The sequence below is a fragment of the Bartonella sp. TS82HLJMH genome, from assembly GCF_042193495.1.
GTDB lineage: Bacteria > Pseudomonadota > Alphaproteobacteria > Rhizobiales > Rhizobiaceae > Bartonella > Bartonella grahamii.
Genome location: NZ_JBHILU010000004.1, coordinates 56,743 through 82,100, shown reverse-complemented (window position 1 = coordinate 82,100; position 25,358 = coordinate 56,743). Strand labels below are relative to the sequence as shown.

Here is a 25,358-nt window from a genome sequence, read left to right as displayed (position 1 = left end):
TCCAAAGGTTTTTCCCCCTTCGGGAAGTTATGCTTTATTAATCGTTTTAGAACGCACTCTAAATATGAGAACAAATTATTGAGAAGTTTAGTTGCAAAGCTTCACTAAAAAACATTTTTTTGCATTTTAGAGCTCTGTTTGCGCTCTTTGTCGGCTTTGCTCTTTTCGACGTTTCAGGTTTTGACGCAATTGTTGCGCCAATCTTTCTTGACGTCGTTTTGTTTTTTCATCTTGGTGATTCATTTCATTTTGTTTTTGTTTTTGATGCATTTGTGTCATTGCGCAACCTTTTAAACAGTGTTGAGCTTCTATCCAAGCAACTCATAGCCTTAAATATTTAAGTGTATAAGAAACATATGTCATGACATAAGATACGTTTTCTTGCAAGAATATACAAATGTTCTCTTGCCTATTTTCTGACAATATGGCACAAGACAGCGCAAAGATTGAAAAGGGGCTGCGGTAGCTCAGTGGTAGAGCACTCCCTTGGTAAGGGAGAGGTCGAGAGTTCAATCCTCTCTCGCAGCACCATTTTATGCTTCTTTTGTTTATTCTTCTCTTACCCCTCTCCTCTTTTTCTACAAATATCAATCACCTCCATTGAATCCTCCATCAACGAAAGTATCATGCACAGCACTCTCTCAGTAAGAAAAGCTCTTGCCTTATTTATTAGTGCCTCCCTAATACTCAACATAAAAGCAGCTAAAACCCACGCCCCAACATGCCTCCCTTTCCTTATCACTCCCCCTAACCATCCTTTCCCCATTTTCTCCCTAAACCACCTCACTTCCCCCACACCTCTCCCACAGTTCTTCATGCATAGGCTCTTCATACCTCTCTTTCCCCATACTGACTAAAACAGATAGCCTTAAAAAATAAAAGCATAACGCGCACCATAGTCACCACAATAAAAAAGCACTTGGCCCATCATGAGTAAAATAATGCCCCCCTTAATACTCAGCACAAAAGCTCCCAGAACACACGTGTCCCAATACGTCTAAACAAGCTTTAACGCTCCCACTTCGCCTTCAAACATCTTCCTCCATTTTCCAGCATACTTTCATATTCACTCCAAACTCCCTACTTGCGGTCTCCTCAAACACCCCACTTGCTTTTTCCCCTCTGCTCTTTCCTTTTTATAAAACTTTTCCCCCATTCAACGCTGTACAGATCCCTTTCTTGCCCGCCTCATTCTTGTTTTGCCCACCAGCAGACGCTTTGCATTCGTTCCCCACTCTCTGTTTTTCCTTTCTTTCAAAACAATTTCTGTCCTTATACTAAAACCTGTCTCAACACACTTAATTTGCTGTACCATCTTCTCCAAAGCCTCATTAAAACGGCTAATTTCATTTTCAAGCTTGCAAATATACGCTTCATCACGATAAGCACGTTTAATCAAAGGTGGCATATCAGGCCAATAGAGCATTAAATCCACCCATTCGCGTTGAGAAATCCATAATCCTCCTTGACATTGTGCTTTATGTTCTGCTGGAAAATTCTTTTGCATGAAATGAGGGATCAAAATTTCAGGTTTTTTTGTTTTAATTTCTAATAAGCCATTTTTTCCCACAAAAGCATCGGGGGAAAATCCTTGTCCGCGATCATCTGCCAAAACAAAGCCAATACATTCAGGTTCTGTATGCGTAAGTTTTGCATAGAGTTGTCGTGCGATTGGTTCTAATTCTGTCCCGCGTCGCTGAGAAACCGTTGTTCCTTCCTCAACGGTTTTTCCTGTAATTCTTTCTCCCGCCAATTTCATCATCACACTATGGTATCGTGAAGTTTTTTGCCCCTGTTTTTTTTGTGCCATAACCATCTCAAACAAAGAAGCCGTAATCAAACCATTACGCACTTTCTGCCATTCTTCCGTTCCCTGAATACAATCGATAATGATTGGCATAATATTTCTCCCCTTCACCTTTAAAGTGTTTTTTGCAATACATCCTCTTTGAAATATTCACATTGTTTAAGCTGTGTCCCTCACACGGACTAAAGGCGACAGCATACTTCAATGCATCCTTAAATATTGTGCCCCTGAAAACACAAAAACTGCCCCCCTCAACATCCTCCTCCCCCGCAAGTTTCTCAATCCCCCCAATAAAACCCAGCCGATAACTTTTCCCCTCGCAAAGCGCCCGTAATTTCTCATATATAGGCTCTTTTCTTCATGCTCCCTGTCTCATATCGGCTAAAAATTTCCCCCAAGCTCCTCCCCCCAAGAAGGAAAACATAACGCGCACCGTGGTCACCGCAATAAAAAAGCACTTGGCCCATCATTGCGGCTCTCTTTTTCAATCTCGTTATTGCACGACGAAAAAATCATGGCGGCAATATTCTTCCTCCAATTTTTTTGCCATCGACTGAGCCACCTCTTGCGATATGAAAAGAATAGCGTTGTGTTTTTGTGGTTCGAGTCTGATTAAATTTCGCGTATTTCCAGCATAATAAAGTGGAATCCCTTGATAAGAAGTCTTGAGATAACTTGGCATGTTTACCACCAATAATCTGTCAAGACATCACATGGGCGTAAACGATGCTGTTTTTCATAAGAGCCATAGAGATTATCTTCATACTCGCAAGCCGCTCTTTCATTTAAACAAGCATGATAAGCTTCGCTATTCAAAACGAAGGGCTGCAATGGCGTATTTTCTTCATTTATTTCATGATTTTCGACATAAAAATCAGCGAGTTGTTCCGTAACATCTTCAGCATGAGAAGTTGTCAGGTCGAGTCGTAAAACTCTATAAACAGTTTCACATTCTTCAATCAGTTCGAGCACTTCTTCGATTTCGTCGATTGGTCCTTCATAAGTATCAGGATTTTCCTCTTCGCATAAAACGATAATGATTTCATCCTCTTTAACGAATGGAATATTTTTCATTATTTCCCCCTTTAGATAGTTGATAAAGCATAGCCTTGTCTTGACAAGACTAAATATAGCGTTAGTCTTATATCCTCTATAGGAGAGATGTCAATCATTTTATCCTTCATAAAAGATATATTTTAAATCTCTGCGGGGTTCAAATGACATATGTAAATAAAAGTCTATTATTCTTTATTCCCCTCATGTCCCTTTGTTGTTCTCTATTTGTTCTTACTCGATTACAATTATAAACACATAGGAGAGATAAAATGAGTGATATAATATTAATAAAATACTGGAGTCGTCTTAATTCAAAAGCACAGAAAGAACTTATTTTGGAGCTTCGTCAACGGGTCGCCGCAAAAGAGTCAAAATCGCCTGTCTCTCTTGCGGAGAAAGTTTTGAAATAAGCTCTATAAATTCTTTATCTTCAGGGCTAGCCCCTTTCCCGTAAAGAATATAATTCATACTGATATTAATTTCGTGACAAATTCGCGAGAGAGATTCGATTGTTGGTTCTTTTCCTTCAGAAAGAATAGAATGAAGGTACCCCGCGCCTTTACCGGCCGCGAGGGAGATCGATCTCTTTGACCGCCCACTTTTTTCCAAAGCGATTCTTAATCTTTGACGCCAACCATCGATATTCATAATTCCACCATATAGCGCGTCTTTTTAAAAAAACACGCCCTTTTTATAAAACGGGCTTGCATTATCCTCTAAAAAGGATAAAATTAAGGAAACAAATTTTACTTTTAGGAGGAAAAATTTTTTATTTTTGGATCATAAAAACACTTTAACCATCCCATAAAAGGCCACCTCCAAAAGTTGCTGCCCAAAGCAAATACCCCAAAGCAGATACATTGAAAATGTGTGCTACTCTTTATTTTTTCCATCACCGCAATCTTAAATCGTAAGTTTGCATGCGCTTCAAGCACACCCAATCATTTATAAACGTCGTAAAGAAGCCTCTAGTCATCACCAAACAGAGCCAAACAAAACATAAGTTAAATTCCTATTTGCGCTTTTATCGTCAATAAAAATGTATAAAAAAAGAAAGTAGATTGCAGTATGAAACACGCTAATCAACAAGAAACTCCTCATTATGAATCGTCTAGGCTTCCGTATGTTTGTTGGTATCAAAATGACTTTCTAGGAGGTGTTCGTGGGATGCGTGCACACGAAATTGGAATCTATACGATTCTTCTCAATGAAATGTATGCTCGCGGTCGTCCTCTAGAAATATCGGAAGAACGTTTAGCGCGTCTTTGTGGTTGTGACAAGCGAACTTTTGTTAATGTTTTAGAAATGCTCATCCAAGAGGGTAAGATTTTAAATTTAGCCAATGGATTATGGAACAAGCGTTGCGAAAATGTTTTTCAAGAGCGTGAAAAATTGCTTGAACAAAAATCCTTTGCGGGTCGTTCTTCGGCAAAAAAGCGCAAGAAAATCAATGCTGAGATTCAACAACTGCTTAACGAGAGTACAAAAGATGCTGCACAAAGCTTAGAAGCTCAAAAGACAGAAGAAAAGAAAACACCTCACGGTGTTTTTGAAAAGAAAATTTTGTTTGATGAGACAGAACCTTGTTTTTCCTGCGAAGAGACCTTTGAACAAAGCGATCACCAGTCTCTCTCTTTAGCTCTTGATTCTGCTCTCCCTTCCCCTCCACAAGAAGAAGCGGAGCAAAAAAACGCCTCTCCCTTAAACGCTCCACAAGCCGATTTTGCCCCCGCCCCTATTACGCAAATTGTCACGAGGGAAAAAACAAAATCCGCCACCAATCTTCCACTCAGCAATCTTCCTGTATCCATCCCGCCTTCTTCCAACAAAAAACCCACTGCCTCAGTTACCAAAGGGCACCGTCTTCCTGAGCATTGGCAAGCAGACATCAAGGCAGCAGTTTCAGAAGGCTTGAATGAAAGCCAAGCCCATTGGCAAGCCAAAAAGTTTCGCGACTATTGGCAAGCCAAAAGCGGCAAAGAAGCTCTCAAAGTAGACTGGCAAGCCACATGGCGCAACTGGTTTCGCCGTGAGATCGAGCGGCTAGAACAGCAAAAACAGGGGAGCTCCTCATCTTTCATCTCTGAGAGCAACGACATGCTTTACCGCAGTTTGATCAACTATAGCGACAATTTTTGACATCACACGAACAACGTATTTTTCAAGCACGCGCGGAGATAAAAAATGTTTCAAAACCATAAAAATAATAACAAAAACAACAATGAAATAAGCTATTCATACAGCAAAACGAGTCAACATCACCCCTACTACTCTCACCACAAAAGCGCTCGCTCTACACGCCTCATCTCTTGGACGCAAAGGAACACAAAAGCTCTCCAACCTCTCTGTATCCCCCTCCTCTTTCTCGAGCAACACCCTTCTTCCAATTACCGCCTTTGCCAAAAGGGGTACCGTCTTCCTAAGCATTAGAAAACAGACATCAAGGCAGCAGTTTCAAAAGGTTTGAGTGAAAGCCAAACCCATTGGCAAGCCAAGAAGTTTCGCGACTATTGGCAATCCCCATGGCATCACAGATTTCACTATCAGATCGAATGGCTAGAACAGCAAAAAGAGAGTCCTCATCTCCTAAATCTTGAGAAAAACAACAATCATTTCACGAATAACCATGAGCACAATTTTTGAAATCAAACAAAAACTTATCTCACAAGCAGATAGAATAGCAGAAATGCTTCTTCCCCAAGGGCACAAACGAGGCAACAACTGGATTGTAGGCAACACACGTGGTGAAGCTGGTCAAAGTTTATCAATTTGCTTGAGTGGTAGTAGAGCAGGACTTTGGTATGATTTTGCAGAAGGCACTGGAGGAGATCTTTTAGACCTTTGGTGTGAAGTCAAAGGCATTAGCCTCTCTCAAGCATTAGAAGAAGCACGCGCGACTCTCAATCTGACACGCCCCAAACCCTTTATGGTCCCTCATCGTTCCTATCGCCATCCACCGGTTCCTACAGGGCAGAGCCCGCAGAATCTCGTAAAAAACTATCTCCACAAAGAACGCCACATTCCTCTAGAAGTTATAGAGCGTTACCGCATAGGAGAAGATGGTGAAAAAATCATTTTCCCCTTTTATAAACCCGATGGTACTCTTGCTTTAGTCAAAGAACGGCTCGCGCAAGCAGGAGCAAAAACCAAACCAACAGCCTCTCAATGTGAACCGATTTTGTTTGGTTGGCAAGCCCTTTGCTCCCCCCAAAACACACCGCCAACCAACCCAGCCTCTACACACGCATCCCAGCATGTGCCCTTAACGGAGTGCACGCCATTTCCCACGCTTTCTTCAACAAAAACAAACCGTACAATTGTTATCACTGAAGGAGAAATTGATGCGCTTTCTTTAGCTGCCTATGGATATCCGGCGGTTTCTGTTCCCTTTGGGGGAGGAAGTGGAGGCAAACATAACTGGATTGAAAATGAATTTGATCATCTAGAATCTTTTGAAACGATTTTTTTAGCCACCGATATGGACCAGCCCGGAGAAGAAGCAGCCCGTGAAATTGCCAGCAGGCTTGGACGCCACCGTTGCTACCGTGTACGTTTACCCTGCAAAGATGCTAATGACTGTTTAACCGCAGGGATTGATAGAGCCACCATAAAAGCCGCCTTTTCCTCAGCACAAAGCTTTGCACCAGAAGGTTTACGGCGCGCCTCAGACTATAAAAATCAAGTAATAGGGCTTTTTTGGCCAGAGCCTGAAAAACATCTTGGTTATACGGTTCCCTATCCTAAACTGAAGGACAAATTGCATTTCCGCCCAGCAGAATTAACGCTTTGGAGTGGTGCGAGTGGTGCAGGCAAAAGCCAATTGTTATCAGACTGTATTCCCCATTGGATTGCGCAAAAGAGTCGACTTTGCTTAGCGTCTCTAGAAATGAAAGGAGAACAATCTTTACGGCGTTTAACCAAACAAACGGGCGGCTTAGAGAAGCCTACAAAAGAGACGATTGAACGGATTCTTCATTTTTTAGACAATGGGCTTATTCTTTATGAACATGTTGGCAAATCAAGCGTTGACACCTTGCTTGATGTCTTTGACTACTGTCGTGCGCGCTATGGCTGTGATCAATTTATCATCGACAGTCTTATGCGGCTTGGCATTGCCTCTGATGATTATGCAGGACAAGAACAAGCCGTTTATAAAATGGTTGATTGGGCTGTTTTAAACAGTGTACACATTCATCTTGTAGCCCATGCCCGCAAAAGCGGTCTGGATAAAGATATCCCCAGCACAGAAGACATTAAAGGCGCCTCAGAAATTGGTGCCAATGCCTTTAACATTATCACCATTTGGCGCAATCGATCCTTAGAAGACAAAATCTTTGCCGCCTCTCTAGCACAAGAAAAAGCAGATTTAGCCAAACGCCCTGGCGTCATTATAAATATAGCCAAACAACGTTCTGGCGATTTTGAAGGCAAAGTTGGTCTTTGGTTTGATCCCCAAACCTACCGCTATCGCTGTTCTTTTGAACAATCATTCCCTCGACGTTATCTTTAATACTCCATAAAGCCCACTCTCTGAAAAAACGCCTCCGCCTTCACACGCGCACGCCTTGCTCCCACATAAACAACAGGAAGAATAAATCCACAAATGATAAAAAACACCCAATCCTTCGACAACCAAAGCCAGCCCAACTCTAGATTCTCTGCTCCCAAACGCAAACAAAAAAAGGTCGCTCCAGCAATGGCGCAAAACACCAACCCCTTCAATAACCACAAACAACGCGTCAGCACCCCATCTTGCCGCCCCCTCATATGCAAAATCAAGAACCACTCCAACACTACAGCAAACACGATCCCTATCAAGGACAGAAGTCCCCACGGTATGTCCATACTCTCCATCCCCTCAAGAGCCAAAAAAAGGACGACTCCTAAAATGCCGTAAAACAGCACTTCCTTCAAAAAGAGGAAAACACCAACAACAGCAAAAAAAACAAATCGTTCGACATCAATATCCAAAATAAACCACAGTAAAATTAAAGGTCACACCCATAAGGAAAAAAAACACCCCCTACCTCAAGAACCAAGCCCCTAGAACACGCGCACGCCTTACACCCTGATAAATAAAGGGAGAAAGAAATCCAATAATAAAGGAAAACACCCTCTCATTCGAGAACCAAAGCCAGCTCAACCCCATATTCTCTGCTCCCTCGCGGGTAAAAAAAAGGATTAGTGCCAAAATGCAGCAAAACAGCACAAAATTCAAAACACGCAACGACCTCTGTAACACCGTATCACCTTGCTCGCGTATAAAGAACCCCAAGAGCACTTTCAACAATACAGTCAAGAGCAATCCCTTTAAGAATACCGCCCTTATGCTATCCATATCCCTGACGCCCACAGCAGCAAACCACAGGATAAAGCCCATCATGCAACAAAACATGACCGCCTTCAAGAACACTTGCCAAGCAACAGGCATACTCTTGACGCCCAGATGCACCAAACCAAGGACAGTTGCAAAAATGCAAGAAAACACCGCCCCCTTCAAAAACAGCTCCCCGTCAACAGCGCGCCTGCCCACGCCCACATAAACAAAACCCAAATAGGTGGCAACAACGCCATAAAGCACCACCCATCTCCAAAACATCCACCCTGCAACAGAGCGACGCTTTGCTCCCTCATAAATAAAAATCAAGGCAAGAGCAAAAAAGCAGAAAAAACCCAACAACAGCCAAAACATCACATCGTTCGACATCAAATACCCCTCACAGCAATAACATCAAAGATCACGCCCATAGAGAAGAGAAATGCTCATTTTTTAAGCCCCCCAACAGTACACGCATACACCGTACCCCCTCCAGAGCAAAAAAAGGAACAAGTCCAATAGTGCCCGCAAACACCCCATTGTTCGAGATCACAAACCAGCGAACCCCCATATGCTTGGCGCCATTATGCGCCAATCCAACAACAGCTCCAACAACGCAGGAAAACACCGCTAACTTCAAAAAAGACACCCCACGCGATATCCATTTACCCCGCACCCTCATAAGTAAAACCAAGGACAGCTCCAGCAATGCAACAAACACCGCTCCCATCACTAAAAATTCCCACGATATATCAAAACGCTTTGCTCCCTTATAAGCAAAGCCAAGAACCACTACAGCAATGGTGCAAAACACCACAGCCTTGAAAAACACGCCCCACGATACAGTTCTACTGTTTGCTCCCACAACAATAAAACAAAAGGTTGCTCCAGCAATGCAAGAAAGTTCCACCCCCTGCCAAAACACCTCCCACGTAATAACCGGTCGCCCCGCACCCTCATAAGCAAAACCAAGGACCAAACCAATAACGCAGCAAAACATCAGCCCCTTCAAAAGCATGTCCCGCGCAACCACCATACGCCCCGCTCCTTCATAAGTAAAAATCAGAGACCATGCCCAAAATACAGCAAAAGATCAATCCTTTTCAAAGAATGAAAGCCTAAACCCAAAACGCCTTGCCCTTAGATAAATAAGACCAAGGATAAGACCAAAGACAACGCCAAAAAGAATGTTAAACACCCACTTGTTTGAAAACCACACCCAAGTCAAACCAAAATGCTCAGCTTGCGCATAAACAAACTTAGAGACAGCGATAAGAATGAAGCTCAACGCCTTTTTTTAAAAAAAGCCTTCCTTGTAACCCCGTAAGACCTGATTCCCGCATAAATAAAAACAAAGACAAGAGCCCAAAGGCAGAAAAATGCCAACCCTTTCAAGAAGAAAATCCACGCCAAACAACATACTCCGCTCCCGTAAAGCCTCCCCTATAAACCAATAACAATGCCAACAGAAGCGCCCCCTCACCCTTTTAGAAAATTGCCCCTCACGCAAAAAAGCAGACATAAAAACGCATCCCTCAACAAGCATATAACAGCATAATCCCATTTCTTTTGCACAGCGAAGCAAATTTAAAATTTTTAAGGAGATGATATGAACCATCAAGAGAAAAAAAATACGCAAACCTGCCCGCTTGATCATCAAGATAAAGGAAAGCACATTGGTCATTTAAAGGCGCAAGAAATCCCTGTTGAAACGAGTAATCCTTATTTTCAACCCAATCATCCAGAAAACTCTAGCAATCCACGCACCATCAATGCCATTGCCAATGCACAAAGCCATCCCATTGCACTTTTATACGCCAAAGGACATCTCAGCAAAGCCCAATATAAAGCGGCAGAACGTTTTTATTTTTACTGGCGTCAAAGTCAAGCCGATCTCCACATGAGCCTTGACTACACCCGTGAAAAGGTTTCCTGTAGCCAAGGATACACACACCCCATTGAACGTCAAATAGAAGCATCTAATCATTTAAAAACAATCAAAGTTCAACTGGGTATTCTTGGCTATTCACTGCTTGAACGCGTTATCGGCTATGGACAAGCAATCAAAGAATTAAGTTCTTCAAAACGCAAACAAAATTCCCTTGCCGATCATTTACGAGATTGTTTAGACTTGCTAGCATTTCATTGGGGATATGCAAACCATAAACATTTTGAATAATCCCCCTCCTCGCCATTCAAAGCTGCCTCCTATGTTGCTGCCCCCTCTACCCCCCCCCCACACACCGCTTAATCATCCAACAGCTCTCCCCCCCAACCTCTTCCACCACTTCACCCCCCACACCCAAAAGGACAATACTTCACTCCACACCCACTCAAGATACACTCCACACCCTTAAAAACAAAAATCCTTCCCCCACACCAGTCCTGTCATCATGAGGTTCTTTTAAGTTTATTCATTTTTTATTGAAGAATAAGTTTTGTTTAAGATGCTTGCATACATCATAACAGCTTTAAATACAGTTTATTTAAATACAATTTAATTGTTTAATTAATGTCGAGTCTCAAAATAAATATTCAATTGAAAAAAGTATTCATTAATTTTTAATGCAAAATGACACAATCTTCTTTTTTGTAAAAAGTATTTTTTATATTGATATCTTTTCAATTCTCTGCTAATTGTAGCGTAATAGTTTTGTAAGTATGGATCTGTGGATTGAATACGGTCTTTTGGATTCATTTTTTAACATGTCCTACTAGCCAATGTTAAAATTCTCCTGCTTTTAGTCCTCTGATTGTAACGGAGGACTTTTTTTATGACTGTACTTTTTTATAATTGTATTGTCTTAAATCACTCTCTTATGAGCTTTATTATATTCCTCCATAAAATCTCCCCGCAAAATAGATCATTCTTTTGTCAAATTGGCTTGCGTTCCATCCTCAAAGAACAAAGGTTCTTAACCCAATCTGATCTACAAACAGCTTGGATAGACTTCACTCTTGGTTTTCCATTCAAGGTTTTCAGCTAAACTCAAGGCGCAACAAAACAAGCCCTGCCCTAAAGATTCACCACGCCCTTAAAAAAACACTTAAAACATATCCAAGGCGGCTGGCTCTCATATCACTAAACCGCAAATGACAGTGTTTTACGACATAACAGAATAACTTATATTTGATGACTTTCTTTATTCTGTAGCCCACCAACAGGTTGATGTATCACGACACCATATTGATTTATAATTATAATCACCCGTTCTTCATATTAAAATAAGAGACCCGAATATCATAGGGGTTCTCTCATTTTAAATTTATTTCATGTTGCAACAATCAACGCCGTGTCTTTTGCACGTTACCAACATGAGAGACATATGAAATAAAACACGTCAAAGATAAAGAATCAAAATGCCTCTTATGAACACTCTCAAGAGCCAAAGGCTGTCATCATATTAGACGCTAGAATAGTATGATAGTGCTGGCTTTCCCCTTATGAGATTTTAAAGAAGGGCTTCTACACTTCACAAGAGATTTCTCCATTATCCCATTTACCAACATTATTGTGAGATAAGACAACATGATGTTTTTTAAACAAAGACATAAATGTGCAACACAAGTATATTCTGTTTGGAACATTCTGTTTTACGTAAGGCGCGTAAGACCCCATTAAAAAACTGGCATTCCCATGAGAAAAAATCTAAAGCGTGAGGATAAAAACATGAAGCAAGCGTGATTCCATTCAGCTATTGCTCTTTAACCGCCAAACCGAATAAGAAATATATCCGGAAAGACGGAGGGAAGCTTTATCCATAGCACTTCATATTCTTCTCAAATATGTTGATCTTCCTGCTTTAAAAGATAAACTAAAAATATATACAACATCTCTCCTAACATCCCCCTCTTTCTAGCATCCCGCAAGAATCACAAGAATCAAACGTTATACAGCTCATTTTGTCATATTATAAAGCACTGTTATTTTAAGGCGGTGTTGAAACAGTTAAAATAATTGAAGTGTTTAGCCAACGCCATTAGCGAAGCAAAAAAACAAACTGTTGAAAAGCAGTGTAAATCTTGTGTAAACATAAAAAAAACAAGAAAAAGGCACAAAAATATCTTAATTTTTATAAAAATACTCAGCGTCTTTTACGATTGTATTGACGAACAACCCTGATCACATAATCATCTTAAATATTGAGAATAAAGAATGAATAGCCCTAACAAATACAGCAACCTATCAATAAAAATATAAAAACAAATCTTTTGGCTATCCCTGTTTTTTACGGAATAGGCCTTTCCCTATGGATACTGCTCACTCTCATGAAGCAGTATCCAAACTGTAGAGGATGCACTCCGCCTTCAAAAGAGTGCACCCTTCCCCTCAACGGGATACTGCTCAACCCTCATGAAGCAGTATCCAAACTGTAGAGGATGCACTCCGCCTTCAAAAGAGTGCATCCTTCCCCTCAACGGGATACTGCTCAACCCTCATGAAGCAGCATCCAAACTGTAGAGGATGCACTCCGCCTTCAAAAGAGTGCATCCTTCCCCTCAACGGATACTGCTCAACCCTCATGAAGCAGCATCCAAACTGTAGAGGATGCACTCCAGCCCTCAAAAGAGTGCACCCTTCCCCTCAAAACACGGGGCGGATGCATCCAACCCTCTCAAGGATGCATCCAAACTGTAGAGGATGCACTCCAGCCCTCAAAAGAGTGCACCCTTCCCCTCAACGGGATACTGCTCAACCCTCATGAAGCAGCATCCAAACTGTAGAGGATGCACTCCAGCCCTCAAAAGAGTGCATCCTTCCCCTCAACGGATACTGCTCAACCCTTGATAAGGCAGCATCCAAACTGTAGAGGATGCACTCCAGCCCTCAAAAGAGTGCACCCTTCCCCTCAACGGATACTGCCAAACCCTCATAAGGCAGAATCCAATCCATAAGAGGATGCACTCCAGCCCTCAAAGAGTGCATCCTTCCCCTCAACGGGTTTTACTTAACTTTCATCGCATCTCATTCTTATGAACCCTCATTTTATGAATCCTTAGTCAAAGACACAAAAAAGATGTTTGCTAGCTACTATTGTATCACCCATCTTATGGGATTCCACTTCCCTACAGAGCTTTCAAACTTTTTTACGCCTTCATAAAATCGAATCTAAAAGAATTCATTAAGGCAATTAAGGGTAAATTTTGTCAAAATGTAGACAAACTTTATTCTTTTTTGTGACTGTTGTATTTTTACTATAGTTATTCAAATCAATTTTATATATGATACGTATCGATATTTATTTATCGAAATAAATATAGGAGAAAAACTATGAATATCAGATATTTTTTCATAGCGGGGGCAATTACAAGTGGTTTAGCTCTCGCGATTCAAAAATCTGATCGTATAGTCAATAAACAACCCTCTCCTATTGTTGCACCTTATACTGTCGAGAAAACAAATTTACAGTTTGTTAAACAAGTAAGGGACACATCGGATACATTGAATATACTGAGAGTCAGTAATAGAAGCGCATCAGAACAAGCATCAATAAACGATATATACGAAAAAGGAAAAAGTTTATTGAATGCAATAGCTGGTTTTTTAGGATCAATTATTATATATTTTATACAATTGGTTTCCGCTAGAGTATAAGATACAAAAATTTCTTAAAATAAGGTTATATACATTTTGTATATATTGTAAAATTTAAATAAAGAGGCCCTTTTAAAATGGGGCCTTTTTTAGTTTAATTTTTCCAATGTTTTTATTTTTATTGGCTAAATATCACCGCCTTCAAAAATGACATTTTTTACTTGTCCCACATCTCAAATAATGAGGGCTATCCCCCTAAGCTCCCCCCTCTCATACCACTTTAGTTAATAGACTTCCCTCATAGCGCTTGAATAAGCGATAATTTATGAGCATTTTCTAACAAAAAAGAGACCGCCTTTAAGAAGATAGCAGAATTTATAATCGATTTTTCTCCCCTATTCTTGAGGATCAAACCATTTTCAGTCTATTTTTTAAAATCTTGGCTATTATTCTTGATTTTTCGAGCACTTTATTTTGCTCTGGTGTGAAAGCGTCTCAATCATAGTGCTTTTCTTTAACAGAAGAGTAAACTAATCAATTTTTATATCCATAAATGCGATTTTACCATCTTTAATATAAGTAATATCAGGAGAATATTTTACCCCCTCTGCTTCAAACACGAACTGTTCATCACTCACCCCTTCAAATCCTTGTTCCCTTAATTCTTGTTTTTTCTCCTCAACTAATTTTTTATGAAAATCTCGTTTTTGATTACACGTATTAGGAGATCTTACTCTGAAAAGCTGATAGTCCATGGCTATAGACCACTTCTCAGCAACCCGTTCCAGAAGATCGTAACTGAACTTTCCTTCCCTTTTCACTTCTTGAGCAATCACCATCGCGCGTTCCAAATGAACTTTTTCAATGGTTTCATCAAAGCCAAGCTTTTCCCCTGCCGTAAAACTTTCGTCATAAGAAGCTAAAGTCTCAACATCACCCAGCAAGGCAAGAGCTGCAAGATGCAGCAAAGCATAAGGTGCGAACTCTACTTCATCACCCAGTGCCCAAGATAAAGAGTCTTTTTCCCAAGGGGGAAGACTATATTGAGAGCGAAACATTTCATGCAAAGAATCATCTTCCATTGTCCATTTTAAAGTTTTATCGAGAGCTTTCTTTAAACGCTGGGCGCTCACTTTTTCTTCAAAAATTTCCAATCCATTGGGCACAAAGTTCATAAATACCGTTGGCAAAACCCCAGAATTATGAGGATTAATCGTCTGACAAGCCGCAGCAAAAATACCGCTCATAATTAAAAGTCCACGATCAAAGGGGGAAAATTCTTCCACTCGTTTCTCGTTATAAAGAAACTGCACTTCACGATCTGGTAAAAAGAGGGTTGCCAAATAATCTCCTTTTCCCTCGATTTCCACCGACCATCCCAAGCTTCTTAAAAGCCCTGTTGCACTTTCTATCGTGAGAATTTCATCATCATCATAATCGACAGAGAACTCTTTTTCCTTTAGTTGCAAACGCCTCTCCTGCACCACGGCTTCGTCTTTCCAAAACTGCTGCGTTGCAAGATCATTTTCTTTAAGCACTCTTTCCAGCGCGCCTTTCACTTGGAAATTCATTTTCATCCGTTTGAAGACAGAGGTATAAAGAGCCACAACAAGCATGATAATGATCATGAAAATAGCAATAAATACCCAGAACTCGGGATCTAATAGAAGTACGGCTATAGGATCACTGTTCATTTTCCCCTCTCAGTCTTTACAAAGCCCGTGCGACAGAGAGCTTATGTGCTCTCCTACAGAGATTGCTTCTTCTAGTTTCTGAATATTTTTTTGCAACTCACACGTCACTTTGGTGCGAAGCCGTAACATAACCGGAATAAAAATAATGACACAGACCGTTATGGCGACCGTCGTTTTAAAGAGAACGGCATGCACAATATATTGCCACCCTGTCAGCTGCCAATTTAATACATCTGGTATTTCTAGAATCATTCTCCAGATGATGATAAGAACAGCAGTAGCAAAGATAACTTTATAATCCTTTGCTGAAAGAAACGCTTGCTGGAGCGAAAAAGAATGCGCTCTTTTATGCGTTTCTTGCTCTGATGTCCAATTTTGCTCCTTCATGTATTCCCCTCTCACTCTTTGAAAAGACCCGTGCGACAGAGAGCTTATTTGCTCTCACACAGAGATTGCCTCTTCTCGTTTCTAGATCTTTTTTTCCAATTTACGCATTATGATGATGCAAAACCCAAATATCACCAGAATAAAGAAAAGTACACAGGCCGTTATGGTTTGCGTCATAATAAAAATTATAATATTCCGTGCTACCTTGGGCCCCTCTTACCTTCCTCACATTTCAAACAATAAAGATTTTCAAACCGCGCCAATCTGTAACCGATAGTCACAATTCAGCTTTTTTCCAAAAAATTCTCCTATTTTCAAAAAAATGCCCCTGCATCCCCACTTCAATAGGATTCATTTCAAAGCTTGAGTGAACAAAGCGCCTAAAAATACGAAAACAACCCATATACCGCGCCCCCCTACGAGCAAAACCGTTCCTTCCTCACATTTCAAACGATAAAGTAAGTCCCAAGCGCTCACTCTAAGCTCTAAACCCTACGCTCTCATGTAATAACGCTTTAATCAATAATGGCCCATAATCAATGATCCATAATCGGCTTTTCTTCCACTCAAAGCCACCCAAACTGCTCCTTAGAGCAATGTTTACGGACAACCCATAAAGAGCACCAAAACATAACAGAAGCAAAATGGTATAGAGAGCAATCCCTTTAAATGTTGAATCTCTCATAATTTTTTCATTATTTTTTCCCTCTCATGACTTCTCAAGCGCTGTATCCTGTTCTTGCAAGACGCTTTTCAGTTCTTTTCTTAAACAGCAATACGTTCTCACCTGCTTAAAGACACCATAATAAAGTTCCAAAATCATCATGGGAATAAAAGCAACCCACACTGTCACGAATATAAGCAAGAGACCAAATATCCCGACAAGAATATTGTCCATTTTCCACCTCACTTTTTCTTTATACCGATCCTTTTGATCGGTTATTTTACCCCGTTGCTGGTTTATTTCTTTCAATTTCCGAGTATTTTTTACCAACAAACGCCACAATATGATGCAGAGTATCAACATAACTGGGAACAAGACCCAAACACACACTGTAATAACTTTCCAAAACGCACACAGAGAGAGAAAAAGGGGTGTATCCTGCCACCCTGTCCATTCCCCATTGCTCCCTAAGGATGGGAAAAAGAAAATCCTGTTGCACAACTCAATAATGAGTGAGAGGAAACAAATGACAACATACTCTCGCGCAGAAAAATACTCTTTCCTAAAAAAATAGCACAGTTCATTACAAAATGCTGAATTTTTCCACTTCATTGCTCTTCCTTTTTTTATGAAAACCGCATTTCTTTATCTCATGCCCGCTCTTTTAAGCACCACTAAAAGTACGATGCATGGCACTTCCCTTATTTTCAACAAAAAACCCCAACTTTCTAAAAGCGCAGTTGCTCTTCCAAATGATAAGAGCATCCTCCTCATTACAAACCTGATAGGCTTCTTTATCCTCTTTGTCTGATGATTTTCCAACCAATCCCCTCTTCTTGTGTCACGAGCTTCCAAACATTGCCTCTTCCCCCTTCACTATAGCTACAAAAGCGCCTTATCGCGCTCTTTTCTTATGCGTTTTAATTCCCGTTTTACTCTACAATACGTTCTCACGCGCTTGAAAACAAAATAATAAAATTCCAAAATGATCATGACAACACTCGCAGGAAAAAAGACTTCCAGCAGAAATATCAACCAAAGGAATACGATAAAAAAACTGCTTATTTTTTCTCTATCCTTTTTTACCGGATTATTTTGTTGATCGGTTGTGTGATCCCGTTGCTGTATAGCCTCTTCTAACTGCTGAATCTTTTTTTTCAACAAATACGTTAAGATGAGATAAAGCACCAATAAAACAGGCATCAAGGCAACAACACACACCATGACGACTTCACGCAGAACAAAGAGCGCCAAAAGAGCGCTATCCTGCGATACACTCAACGACCACTTGGATTCTAATGGGATCAAAAGAGCTTTATGACCTATCCCAATAATGATAGAAATAAGACAAATGATAATATGGTCTTTATAAGAACGAAATGATTTTCCAAAAACAAAAGAGCACAGTTTGTTATAAAATGTGGAATTTTCCCCCTTCATTTTCTCTTCCTTTTTATACAACTTTTTGTCCCTAACTTTATGAGAACACGAATAAGCTCTCAAATAAAATTTCGTCCATTGTCGTTAAACAAAACACCCCAGAAAACACTCGTATTGCATATTTATGTTGCCAATACTTTTGCCAATTCACGTGCTTGTTTTAAAGAAACATCTCTCAACACTTGCAAACCAACGCGCACACACCCCATTTCACGAACAGCACCCATGAAGAGGATAACAATAGCGCCCTCATGAATATATCCCCCTTACTATAAAATCTATCCCCACCATTGTTTCAATAACAAAGTGTAATCCGGCGCTATCGCTCCCCCTGCTGCCTCTATAATAGTCTTACCCTCCCTTGCAACAAGCCATACTCGTTCCTCTACGATAGCCCTTATTACTTGAAACGATAGAGGCATTTTTTTTCTTTTCTCAATTGTTTTCTGCCCCCACTTAAGACATGAAAAAAGGAACTTCCATTGATGCGCAAATGATTGCGCAATAAGAGCATTTGAAATGAGAAAATCTCACAACACTCTTATTCCAATTAAAAAAGATCAATGATTATTATAAATCAAAATATGACGATATCTTCCTTTTTTTCATTGAGGATCTTGCAAGCCAATAGCTCAGAATATATTCATAGAAGTGCTTCTAAGACAGAGAGACAGCCGCGATTCTTGAGATCAAGCATTTTAATATTAATGAAAGCACTAACATTCCCTTACAAGTTTGAGGTGTTGTTTTGTCAACAATCTTGTTAGCATGGACTGATTCTATAACTATGCGGTATCATCACAACTGCTCCTTATAAACAGCATAATGATACGCGTCATTTTACTCACAATTCTTTTTAAGCCTTGCGTTATAGGCTTGTCTGGAAAAGATAAAGGAGAATCCTATTGAATATAGCAATTATTTTGGGGTCTGTGCGTCAACCTTCCTTAACAAGAACTTTAGCCAATTATTTAGCGGATTGCCTCATGAAACGGGGTGCATCACTTCAGTGGGTTGATTTGCGTGAACAGCCCTTACCGATGACAGATCCAGATTATCATCATCAGGTTGAGGCTAATCCAAATGCTGCGGTTCGTGAGTTTGTAAAAACCATTGCAGCGGCTGATGGTATTATTTTAGCAAGCCCCGTTTATCAAGGGTCTTATTCAGGTGTTTTAAAGAATGCTCTTGATAATTTAGCTTATAATGCCTTTTTAAATAAACCTGTTGGGCTTATCTCTCATGGGAGTACCGCCAAAAAATGCGCACAACCGTGTGAGCATTTAGTGCCGGTGGTGCACACGCTTTATGGTTATACACTCCAATGTCAAATCGCCTCTTCCAACGAAGATTTTTCCTCAGATGATGAAGGACGTACTTGGAAAGTTATAAGTGAAGAGGTACAAACCCGTTGTGAAAGGCTTGCTGATGAAATGTGTACATTTTTAAAGCAACGAAGTGTGATTTAAAGCAAAGAGGGAGGGGGCATGAAAAAAAAGGATGCACACTATCGTTATTTAGTGGTAGGGGGTACCGGGATGCTTGCCCCTTTCTGTCAATCACTAGAACCGCAAGAAGTGATTATTGTTGCACGCTTTCTTTCACATAAAGTCCAGCTTGAGGCATTGCACAACAAACAATTGTGCGTGCCGTTGGATTATGATTGTGCCGCATCAAAGGCACAATTTTTAGAAGCTGTGAAGCAATGGCATGATCTAAAATATTGCATATTATGGATTCATTCGCCCGCCCATGCATTTTCTTGCGCATTAATTGAGCAGTTAGCTCTTTTGCCTAAACCACCCTGTATTCTTCATATTTTTAATTCCAACACGCATGATCAAATGATCCTCGAGTGTGCGCGCAAAAATAAGGTTGATTTTATCCCCATTCGATTAGGACAAAAAACAACACCAAAAGGTTCACGATGGCTGACCCATCAGGAGATAAGCCAACAGGTACTGGATGCCATAAAAAACCATATGAATAAACAAAACTTATGATCAATACCTATGCTTTGCAAAGAAGCAACGCCCCTTCAATCTCTATCCATACCCGAACATCCTCTTGAGTATCCCATACTCTTTACATCATAGGCTTTGCGAACGAACAATCCCCCTCCCTTACCGCCTCTAAACAGCATCCTTATATCAACAGCCCCAGAACCAAGCGTTTTTTTAAACCATTCTCACACAGGCTTATCCCCCTCTGACGGTTTATGATCTTCACACGGGCTTATTCCCTCTCACGGTTTATTCCCTCTCACGCAACTTAGAGAACATAATCTTATGGGGCGTTATCTTAAGGGGCAGCATTATGGCATAAAACTTAAAACAGCAAATTATGTTTAGAATTTTTTGTCTATTTTAAAGCTGACCTTTCTTTCCACACCTCAAAGAACGATGATTTCTAAAAAACGTAAGGTTCCCACGAAAAACTTCTCTTTCAACAGTCCAAATTTTAGCAGGTTCGAGTTGACTTCCCGCTCATAATCTTCCCATAATACTCATACGCGACAAACTTTTTTAAAGAAATTTCAACACGCTTCTTAAAACAACACTTAAACATACCAAGAAAGCTTATATCAAAACAGAATTTTATGACATCATGGGATGATATATTATAAAAAGCACCATATCAGAACCGAATGAAAATTAGGCACCCTTACAGTCAGCGTGCAAAAAGCACCCTCATAGAGTCAACATGATAAAAAATTATCGCAATAAACCGAAAAGAAAAAACCGATAGAAAACACAATTAGCAAGCATACTTGCTTTAAATGCATTTTACGACAGCAAATAAGAAAACGTAAAATAAAGAACCGTGAACTTTCAAGCCATTAAACTCAAAAAAGTGGTGAATTCAGCTAAATTTAAAGCCTTATAAGGAAAACTCACTAATCATATACAAGATACCAAAGATACGAAAAACTTCTCTCAATTTTAACGCATTTCACAATCCAACCTTTGCGTCTCCGTTGGCACCCTCTTCTCCTAAACCGCCTCACAACCCTCACGGCTCTTGACCAATCACACGTTCTAGCCGTTACAGTTTCACGTTTTTACGATTTTGCAAATTCACAGAAAACAGGAAGCCTCCGATAAACAGCCAAAACCTGTTACAAACCTATCATCAGCCTATTCATTGCCATCAGCTCTTTTCCCCCAGAGATCAGCGTAAAATGAGAAAAACAATCGATGCCCTCCTCCCAAGCCATGAAGCAATGGCATGATCTAAAACTTATGCCTCCCCCATGACACGAGCACTACATGCGCTTTTTCAGCGCTGCATTTAATTGTTTCGTAACCTTGTAATACGAGATCAAACGCTTAATAAAAGAAATAACAGCACCACACGCGCGCTTTATTTTTCTTATCTTTTTAACACCATTCCACACACACTTCCCTTTCACAAAACTCCCCCTATTCCAATGACGCATTTCACAATCCAACCTTTGCATCTCCATTGGCACCCTCTTCTCCCAAACCGCCTCACAACCCTCACGGCTCTTGACCAATCACACGTTCTAGACGTTACAGTTTCACGTTTTTACGATTTTGCAAATTCACAGAAAACAGGAAGCCTCCGATAAACAGCCAAAACCTGTTACAAGCCTATCATCAGCCTATTCATTGCCATCAGCCCTTTTCACAAAACTCCTCTATTCCAATGACGCATTTCACAATCCAACCTTTGCATCTCCATTGGCACCCTCTTTACCCAAACCGCCTCACAACCCTCACGGCTCTTGACCAATCACACGTTCTAGCCGTTACAGTTTCACGTTTTTGCGATTTTGCAAATTCACAGAAAACAGGAAGCCTCCGATAAACAGCCAAAACCTGTTACAAGCCTATCATCAGCCTATTCATTGCCATCAGCTCTTTCCCCCAGAGATCAGCGTAAAATGAGAAAAACAATCGATGCCCTCCTCTCAAGCCATGAAGCAATGGCATGATCTAAAACTTATGCCTCCCCCATGATACGAGCACTACATGCGCTTTTTCAGCGCTGCATTTAATTGTTTCGTAACCTTGTAATACGAGATCAAACGCTTGATAAAAGAAATATACAGTGCCACAATGGGTATTGTTAAGAAAAAATCAAAAACACCCCCCAGCAGAATGATCAAAATCACCGTCCAAGCTGCCGCCATTCCGTAATGCATTTTATCCCCTTCCTTTTATAAATTGATTTATTTGGTTACTTCAATCACTTCTTCTAATTGCTGAATCTTCTTTTTCAATCGATGGGTTAAAATTTCACGAAGGATCACAACAACAGGCATCGTTGCAAAAATACATACCGATAAAAAAAACCAGAAAAACAAAAGAGTGAGAATATATTCAAATCTGCTCTCATCTATCTCAGCAGCTAGCCCTTTAGAGCAAATCACATAGACATAAGCTTTGAAAAACATAATGATGAAAGAGAGGCACGCGTGGAGGATATAATCTTTGCGTGAAAAAGCGAGCCATTTTTTTAACGAATGGGAACTTATCTGTGTTTCTAGTGCTAAGTTTTGCAGCACTCTCTCTTTCTCTTTTCCGCTTTTTTCAAAGAAACAAAAACGCTGTGGATGTTCTTTCATCAAACGTCTTTGTTTTTTCACTCTGTAATAGAGCCTCAAACGCTTGATTAAAGAATAATAAGGCGCCACAATAATCATATTCACAAAAATGGCAAAAACTGTAACTGCATTTAGAAGAAAATATCCAACCGGCAGAAACAACATAAAAACCGCGGCCTCACCCCTCATGCGTATAACCTCATTGATTAATCTTTTGTTGCTTTGTTTTTGCTTTTAGTTTTTTCTTTATTTTTTCCAATCTGCGCTCTTTAAAACGATAAAGCCCCCAAAGGATCGGAAGAGGAGTAAGAAGACAAAACCAAATCAACACCGGTAAGAGAAAAATAAGAGAACCAATTCCTTCCCATCTTGTCCATTGCAACGGCTGTACCAGAGATTTTGCACCAACAGGAACGTCTAAAGCCATCATGATAAGGCATGTGCAAAACATAGTGAAAAAGCGGCGCCCTATTATTTCACAACTCCCCACCCCTTTACGCCTTTCCCCTGAAGACACCATAAATTTTCTAAATGAAAAGAAAGACTCTCCAAATATTGCTTTTTTCTCCTGCATTGTTCCCCTCTGTTTTTACGCTGCGCGCTTTTTACGCATTATTTTTAGGTTTAAGCTCTTTTTAATTTATCTAAACTCTTTATTTTTCTCAATAAATTTTTTCATCAATCCCAATTTCTACATCCATATATCTTACTTCCCCATCCTTTATGTAAAGAATATGGGGTCGATAATTTTTTCCATCAACCTCACAAATCGCGTCCTTTTCATAAACAAAATATCCCTGTTGCCTTAATTCTTCTCTTTTTTCCTCGATCAAATTTTCGTAAATATATCTTCTTCTATTGCAAAAATTTGGATCTGAGGCTCTAAAATATTCATAGCTCTCCACCTCCATGGAAAAATCCTTTGCCGCCTGTTTAAGTAAATCGTAACTGGGTTGCTTTGTTTTTTCTACCGCCTTAGCGATGATCATCGCGCGTTCCAGATGCTCCTCTTTGATGCTTGTCTCAAAGCCCAGCGTCTCACCTTCCAGAAAGCTTTTGTGATAAGAGTGTAAGGTTTCAACATCGCCCATCAAAGCCAGAGCTGCAAGATAGCGCAGCGAATAAGGAGTCAATTGAGGAACTACAATTTTGTTTTCCCAAGGAAGGATGCGATATTGAGAGCGAAGCATATTGCCAAGATCAACATCTGTCATTGCCTTTTCTAAAGCTTTCTCGAGAGCACAGCATAAACGCCGGGCGCTTACCTTTTCTTCAAAAATTTCCAACCCCTTCACATCAAAACTCAATTCAAGAGCAATCAAGCCTCCAGAATTATAAGGGTCTATCGTTTGGCAAACCGCCGCATGGATACCAGAAGCCCACCGCAATTGCACAATCAAATTGCGGATACCCCTTCTCAGCATTATAAAGAAACTGCACTTCACGATCTGGTAAATAATAGGTGGCCAAATGATCCCCTTTTCCTTCAATTTCCACCTTCCACCCCAAACTCTTTAACAGCGCCGTTGCACTTTCCATCGTTAGGATTTCCTCATCAGAAAGAGAAAACTCTTTGAACTCTTTTACCTCAGATAACGGCTTAATCATCGGCATTTCCCCACTAGACGGCTCAAAAGCAATAGGTTGTTCAAGCACGCGGCTTAATTCTTTTGTCACTTGGCAATACAGTCTCACCCGCTTGAAAGTAGAATAATACAATGCCCAAATGAACATCGTGACCACAGCAGAAAGCAGCGTGAAAAGCGTCAAGCCCGCACCCCACGAGAATATAACAATAATATCTATCATTTTAATATCTATCATTTTCCCCACCCCTTCACGCGCTGTTTTGTTGAGAAGCGGTTTTTCTTCGCTGCCAGATTTCTTGATCCAACTTATCAATCTTTTTTTTCAACAAATGCGTAAAAATGATACGGACTACAAAGACAACAGGGATGAGCACAAAAAGAAGCGTTGATATAAAACCCAATATTAATGTTAAAATGAACAGAATATAATTCCACCACTCTGTCAAATCCCACTCAAAAAATATAAAGAGTGCCACTTTAAAAGCGCTAATAATGAAAGCAATGCAAAAGATGATTTTATAATTTTTGCTTGTCAAAAACGCTTCTTCAAGCGAAAACGACCGTGGTTCTTCATCCAATAGTGCATTTTTTCCATTGCCCCTCATTTTTTATCCCTCATTTATCTCAATTTTAAGCCATTTTCATGAACCGAAGCTCTCGTCCTCACAATGAATTCAATTCATCAATACCAAGCGCTTGTATCCCTCATCTTTTATGAAAACAATATCAGGGTTGCATTTTTTTTCCATTACCTTCAAACATCGCACGAAGAGAAGTGCTCCTACAACGCATGAGAATATGTAAAGACCGGTATTCATTTTCTGCCCTCCCTTCACACGCTGTTTTGTTGAGAAGCGGTTTTTCTTCGCTGCCAGATTGCTTGATCCAACTTATCGATCTTTTTTTTCAACAAACGCGTAAAGATGATACGAACCACAAAGGCAACAGGAATAAACACAAAAAGAAGCACTGATATAAAACCCAATATTAATGTTAAAATGAATAGGATATAATTCGACCACTCTGTCAAATCCCACTCAAAAAATATAAAGAGTGCCACTTTAAAAGCGGTAATAATAAAAGCAATACAAAAGATGATTTTATAATTTTTGCTTGTCAAAAACGCTTCTTCAAGCGAAAAAGACCGTGGCTCTTCATCCAATGATGCATTTTTTCCATTGCCCCTCATTTTTTATCCCTCATTTGTCTCAATTTTTAAGCCATTTTCATGAACCGAAGCTTTCGTCCTCACAATGAATGAGGGTTCATCAATATCAAGCGCTTGTATCCCTCATCTT

29 protein-coding genes and 1 tRNA gene are annotated in these 25,358 nt (G+C 40.2%); 7 read left to right on the top strand and 23 right to left on the bottom strand.

Features of this window, described 5'->3' with window-relative positions; all coding sequences use genetic code 11:
- Positions 1-126: 126 nt before the first annotated feature.
- Positions 127-279 carry a hypothetical protein gene (locus tag ACFIKO_RS03130; RefSeq protein WP_375620262.1) on the bottom strand — a complete coding sequence of 51 codons (153 nt, stop codon included), beginning with the start codon at positions 277-279 and terminating at the stop codon, positions 127-129.
- A 177-nt stretch (positions 280-456) separates the two neighbouring features.
- On the opposite strand from ACFIKO_RS03130, the gene ACFIKO_RS03125 reads away from it, so the two are divergent.
- Positions 457-531: transfer RNA gene (locus ACFIKO_RS03125), tRNA-Thr, on the top strand.
- A gap of 28 nt (positions 532-559) precedes the next feature.
- Here the strand turns inward: ACFIKO_RS03125 and ACFIKO_RS03120 are convergent.
- The 5 genes from ACFIKO_RS03120 to ACFIKO_RS03100 form a co-directional block, all read right to left on the bottom strand.
- Positions 560-817 carry a hypothetical protein gene (locus ACFIKO_RS03120; protein ID WP_375620261.1) on the bottom strand — a complete coding sequence of 86 codons (258 nt, stop codon included), beginning with the start codon at positions 815-817 and terminating at the stop codon, positions 560-562.
- A gap of 339 nt (positions 818-1,156) precedes the next feature.
- Positions 1,157-1,900, bottom strand: coding sequence for a YqaJ viral recombinase family protein (locus ACFIKO_RS03115; protein WP_375620260.1), 744 nt, complete (start codon positions 1,898-1,900; stop codon positions 1,157-1,159).
- 400 nt (positions 1,901-2,300) lie between these two features.
- Positions 2,301-2,489, bottom strand: coding sequence for a hypothetical protein (locus tag ACFIKO_RS03110; RefSeq protein WP_375620259.1), 189 nt, complete (start codon positions 2,487-2,489; stop codon positions 2,301-2,303).
- A gap of 2 nt (positions 2,490-2,491) precedes the next feature.
- Positions 2,492-2,881, bottom strand: a complete 390-nt coding sequence (locus ACFIKO_RS03105) for a hypothetical protein (protein WP_375620258.1) — start codon at positions 2,879-2,881, stop codon at positions 2,492-2,494.
- A 312-nt stretch (positions 2,882-3,193) separates the two neighbouring features.
- Positions 3,194-3,511 (bottom strand): XRE family transcriptional regulator, encoded by a 318-nt coding sequence (locus ACFIKO_RS03100; RefSeq protein WP_273788625.1) that lies wholly within the window; start codon positions 3,509-3,511, stop codon positions 3,194-3,196.
- Between the two features lie 420 nt (positions 3,512-3,931).
- On the opposite strand from ACFIKO_RS03100, the gene ACFIKO_RS03095 reads away from it, so the two are divergent.
- Positions 3,932-5,002, top strand: coding sequence for a YdaU family protein (locus ACFIKO_RS03095; RefSeq protein ID WP_375673247.1), 1,071 nt, complete (start codon positions 3,932-3,934; stop codon positions 5,000-5,002).
- Between the two features lie 487 nt (positions 5,003-5,489).
- Positions 5,490-7,373, top strand: coding sequence for a toprim domain-containing protein (locus ACFIKO_RS03090; protein WP_375673246.1), 1,884 nt, complete (start codon positions 5,490-5,492; stop codon positions 7,371-7,373).
- Here the strand turns inward: ACFIKO_RS03090 and ACFIKO_RS03085 are convergent.
- Genes ACFIKO_RS03085 through ACFIKO_RS03075 form a run of 3 tightly spaced genes read right to left on the bottom strand, consistent with a single transcriptional unit; the run spans position 7,370 to position 9,216 of the window.
- A complete protein-coding gene (locus tag ACFIKO_RS03085) occupies positions 7,370-7,834 on the bottom strand; it encodes a hypothetical protein (RefSeq protein ID WP_375673245.1) in 465 nt (154 codons plus the stop codon). The two genes, ACFIKO_RS03090 and ACFIKO_RS03085, sit on opposite strands and share 4 nt — an antisense overlap.
- Before the next feature lie 52 nt (positions 7,835-7,886).
- Positions 7,887-8,570, bottom strand: a complete 684-nt coding sequence (locus ACFIKO_RS03080; RefSeq protein WP_375620253.1) for a hypothetical protein — start codon at positions 8,568-8,570, stop codon at positions 7,887-7,889.
- 31 nt (positions 8,571-8,601) lie between these two features.
- Positions 8,602-9,216, bottom strand: coding sequence for a hypothetical protein (locus tag ACFIKO_RS03075; protein ID WP_375620252.1), 615 nt, complete (start codon positions 9,214-9,216; stop codon positions 8,602-8,604).
- A gap of 573 nt (positions 9,217-9,789) precedes the next feature.
- Between ACFIKO_RS03075 and ACFIKO_RS03070 the strand changes: the two genes are divergently transcribed.
- Together ACFIKO_RS03070 and ACFIKO_RS03065 are read left to right on the top strand one after the other, a co-directional pair.
- Positions 9,790-10,359: a hypothetical protein gene (locus tag ACFIKO_RS03070; RefSeq protein ID WP_375620251.1), complete on the top strand. Its 570-nt coding sequence runs from the start codon at positions 9,790-9,792 to the stop codon at positions 10,357-10,359.
- A gap of 3,093 nt (positions 10,360-13,452) precedes the next feature.
- Positions 13,453-13,776: a hypothetical protein gene (locus tag ACFIKO_RS03065; RefSeq protein WP_375620250.1), complete on the top strand. Its 324-nt coding sequence runs from the start codon at positions 13,453-13,455 to the stop codon at positions 13,774-13,776.
- A gap of 470 nt (positions 13,777-14,246) precedes the next feature.
- Here the strand turns inward: ACFIKO_RS03065 and ACFIKO_RS03060 are convergent, their stop codons facing one another.
- The 7 genes from ACFIKO_RS03060 to ACFIKO_RS03030 form a co-directional block, all read right to left on the bottom strand.
- Positions 14,247-15,410 (bottom strand): DUF6990 domain-containing protein, encoded by a 1,164-nt coding sequence (locus ACFIKO_RS03060; RefSeq protein ID WP_375673244.1) that lies wholly within the window; start codon positions 15,408-15,410, stop codon positions 14,247-14,249.
- 9 nt (positions 15,411-15,419) lie between these two features.
- Complete coding sequence (locus tag ACFIKO_RS03055) at positions 15,420-15,797, bottom strand: hypothetical protein (protein WP_375620248.1); 378 nt, start codon at positions 15,795-15,797, stop codon at positions 15,420-15,422.
- 478 nt (positions 15,798-16,275) lie between these two features.
- Complete coding sequence (locus tag ACFIKO_RS03050) at positions 16,276-16,482, bottom strand: hypothetical protein (RefSeq protein ID WP_375673243.1); 207 nt, start codon at positions 16,480-16,482, stop codon at positions 16,276-16,278.
- Between the two features lie 24 nt (positions 16,483-16,506).
- Positions 16,507-16,791 (bottom strand): hypothetical protein, encoded by a 285-nt coding sequence (locus tag ACFIKO_RS03045; protein WP_375673242.1) that lies wholly within the window; start codon positions 16,789-16,791, stop codon positions 16,507-16,509.
- Between the two features lie 334 nt (positions 16,792-17,125).
- Positions 17,126-17,287 (bottom strand): hypothetical protein, encoded by a 162-nt coding sequence (locus ACFIKO_RS03040; RefSeq protein ID WP_375673241.1) that lies wholly within the window; start codon positions 17,285-17,287, stop codon positions 17,126-17,128.
- Between the two features lie 56 nt (positions 17,288-17,343).
- Positions 17,344-17,901, bottom strand: a complete 558-nt coding sequence (locus tag ACFIKO_RS03035) for a hypothetical protein (RefSeq protein ID WP_375673240.1) — start codon at positions 17,899-17,901, stop codon at positions 17,344-17,346.
- 278 nt (positions 17,902-18,179) lie between these two features.
- Positions 18,180-18,323, bottom strand: a complete 144-nt coding sequence (locus ACFIKO_RS03030; RefSeq protein WP_375620244.1) for a hypothetical protein — start codon at positions 18,321-18,323, stop codon at positions 18,180-18,182.
- 483 nt (positions 18,324-18,806) lie between these two features.
- Here ACFIKO_RS03030 and ACFIKO_RS03025 point away from each other — a divergent pair, with 483 nt between their 5' ends.
- Both ACFIKO_RS03025 and ACFIKO_RS03020 read left to right on the top strand, forming a co-directional pair.
- Complete coding sequence (locus ACFIKO_RS03025) at positions 18,807-19,370, top strand: NADPH-dependent FMN reductase (protein ID WP_375620243.1); 564 nt, start codon at positions 18,807-18,809, stop codon at positions 19,368-19,370.
- Positions 19,371-19,388: 18 nt separating this feature from the next.
- A complete protein-coding gene (locus tag ACFIKO_RS03020) occupies positions 19,389-19,904 on the top strand; it encodes a short-chain dehydrogenase (RefSeq protein WP_375620242.1) in 516 nt (171 codons plus the stop codon).
- Between the two features lie 1,988 nt (positions 19,905-21,892).
- Here ACFIKO_RS03020 and ACFIKO_RS03015 read toward each other — a convergent pair.
- The 7 genes from ACFIKO_RS03015 to ACFIKO_RS02985 form a co-directional block, all read right to left on the bottom strand.
- Positions 21,893-22,057, bottom strand: a complete 165-nt coding sequence (locus ACFIKO_RS03015; RefSeq protein ID WP_375619918.1) for a hypothetical protein — start codon at positions 22,055-22,057, stop codon at positions 21,893-21,895.
- A gap of 39 nt (positions 22,058-22,096) precedes the next feature.
- Entirely contained in the window at positions 22,097-22,660 is a 564-nt protein-coding gene (locus tag ACFIKO_RS03010) for a hypothetical protein (protein WP_375673239.1), read from the bottom strand.
- A 10-nt stretch (positions 22,661-22,670) separates the two neighbouring features.
- Positions 22,671-23,045, bottom strand: a complete 375-nt coding sequence (locus tag ACFIKO_RS03005; protein WP_375619920.1) for a hypothetical protein — start codon at positions 23,043-23,045, stop codon at positions 22,671-22,673.
- A gap of 88 nt (positions 23,046-23,133) precedes the next feature.
- Positions 23,134-23,793, bottom strand: a complete 660-nt coding sequence (locus ACFIKO_RS03000; protein ID WP_375673238.1) for a DUF6990 domain-containing protein — start codon at positions 23,791-23,793, stop codon at positions 23,134-23,136.
- A 10-nt stretch (positions 23,794-23,803) separates the two neighbouring features.
- Entirely contained in the window at positions 23,804-24,295 is a 492-nt protein-coding gene (locus ACFIKO_RS02995) for a hypothetical protein (RefSeq protein WP_375673237.1), read from the bottom strand.
- Positions 24,296-24,308: 13 nt separating this feature from the next.
- Complete coding sequence (locus tag ACFIKO_RS02990; RefSeq protein WP_375673236.1) at positions 24,309-24,665, bottom strand: hypothetical protein; 357 nt, start codon at positions 24,663-24,665, stop codon at positions 24,309-24,311.
- Between the two features lie 227 nt (positions 24,666-24,892).
- Positions 24,893-25,249, bottom strand: coding sequence for a hypothetical protein (locus ACFIKO_RS02985; protein WP_375673235.1), 357 nt, complete (start codon positions 25,247-25,249; stop codon positions 24,893-24,895).
- Between the last annotated feature and the right edge of the window lie 109 nt (positions 25,250-25,358).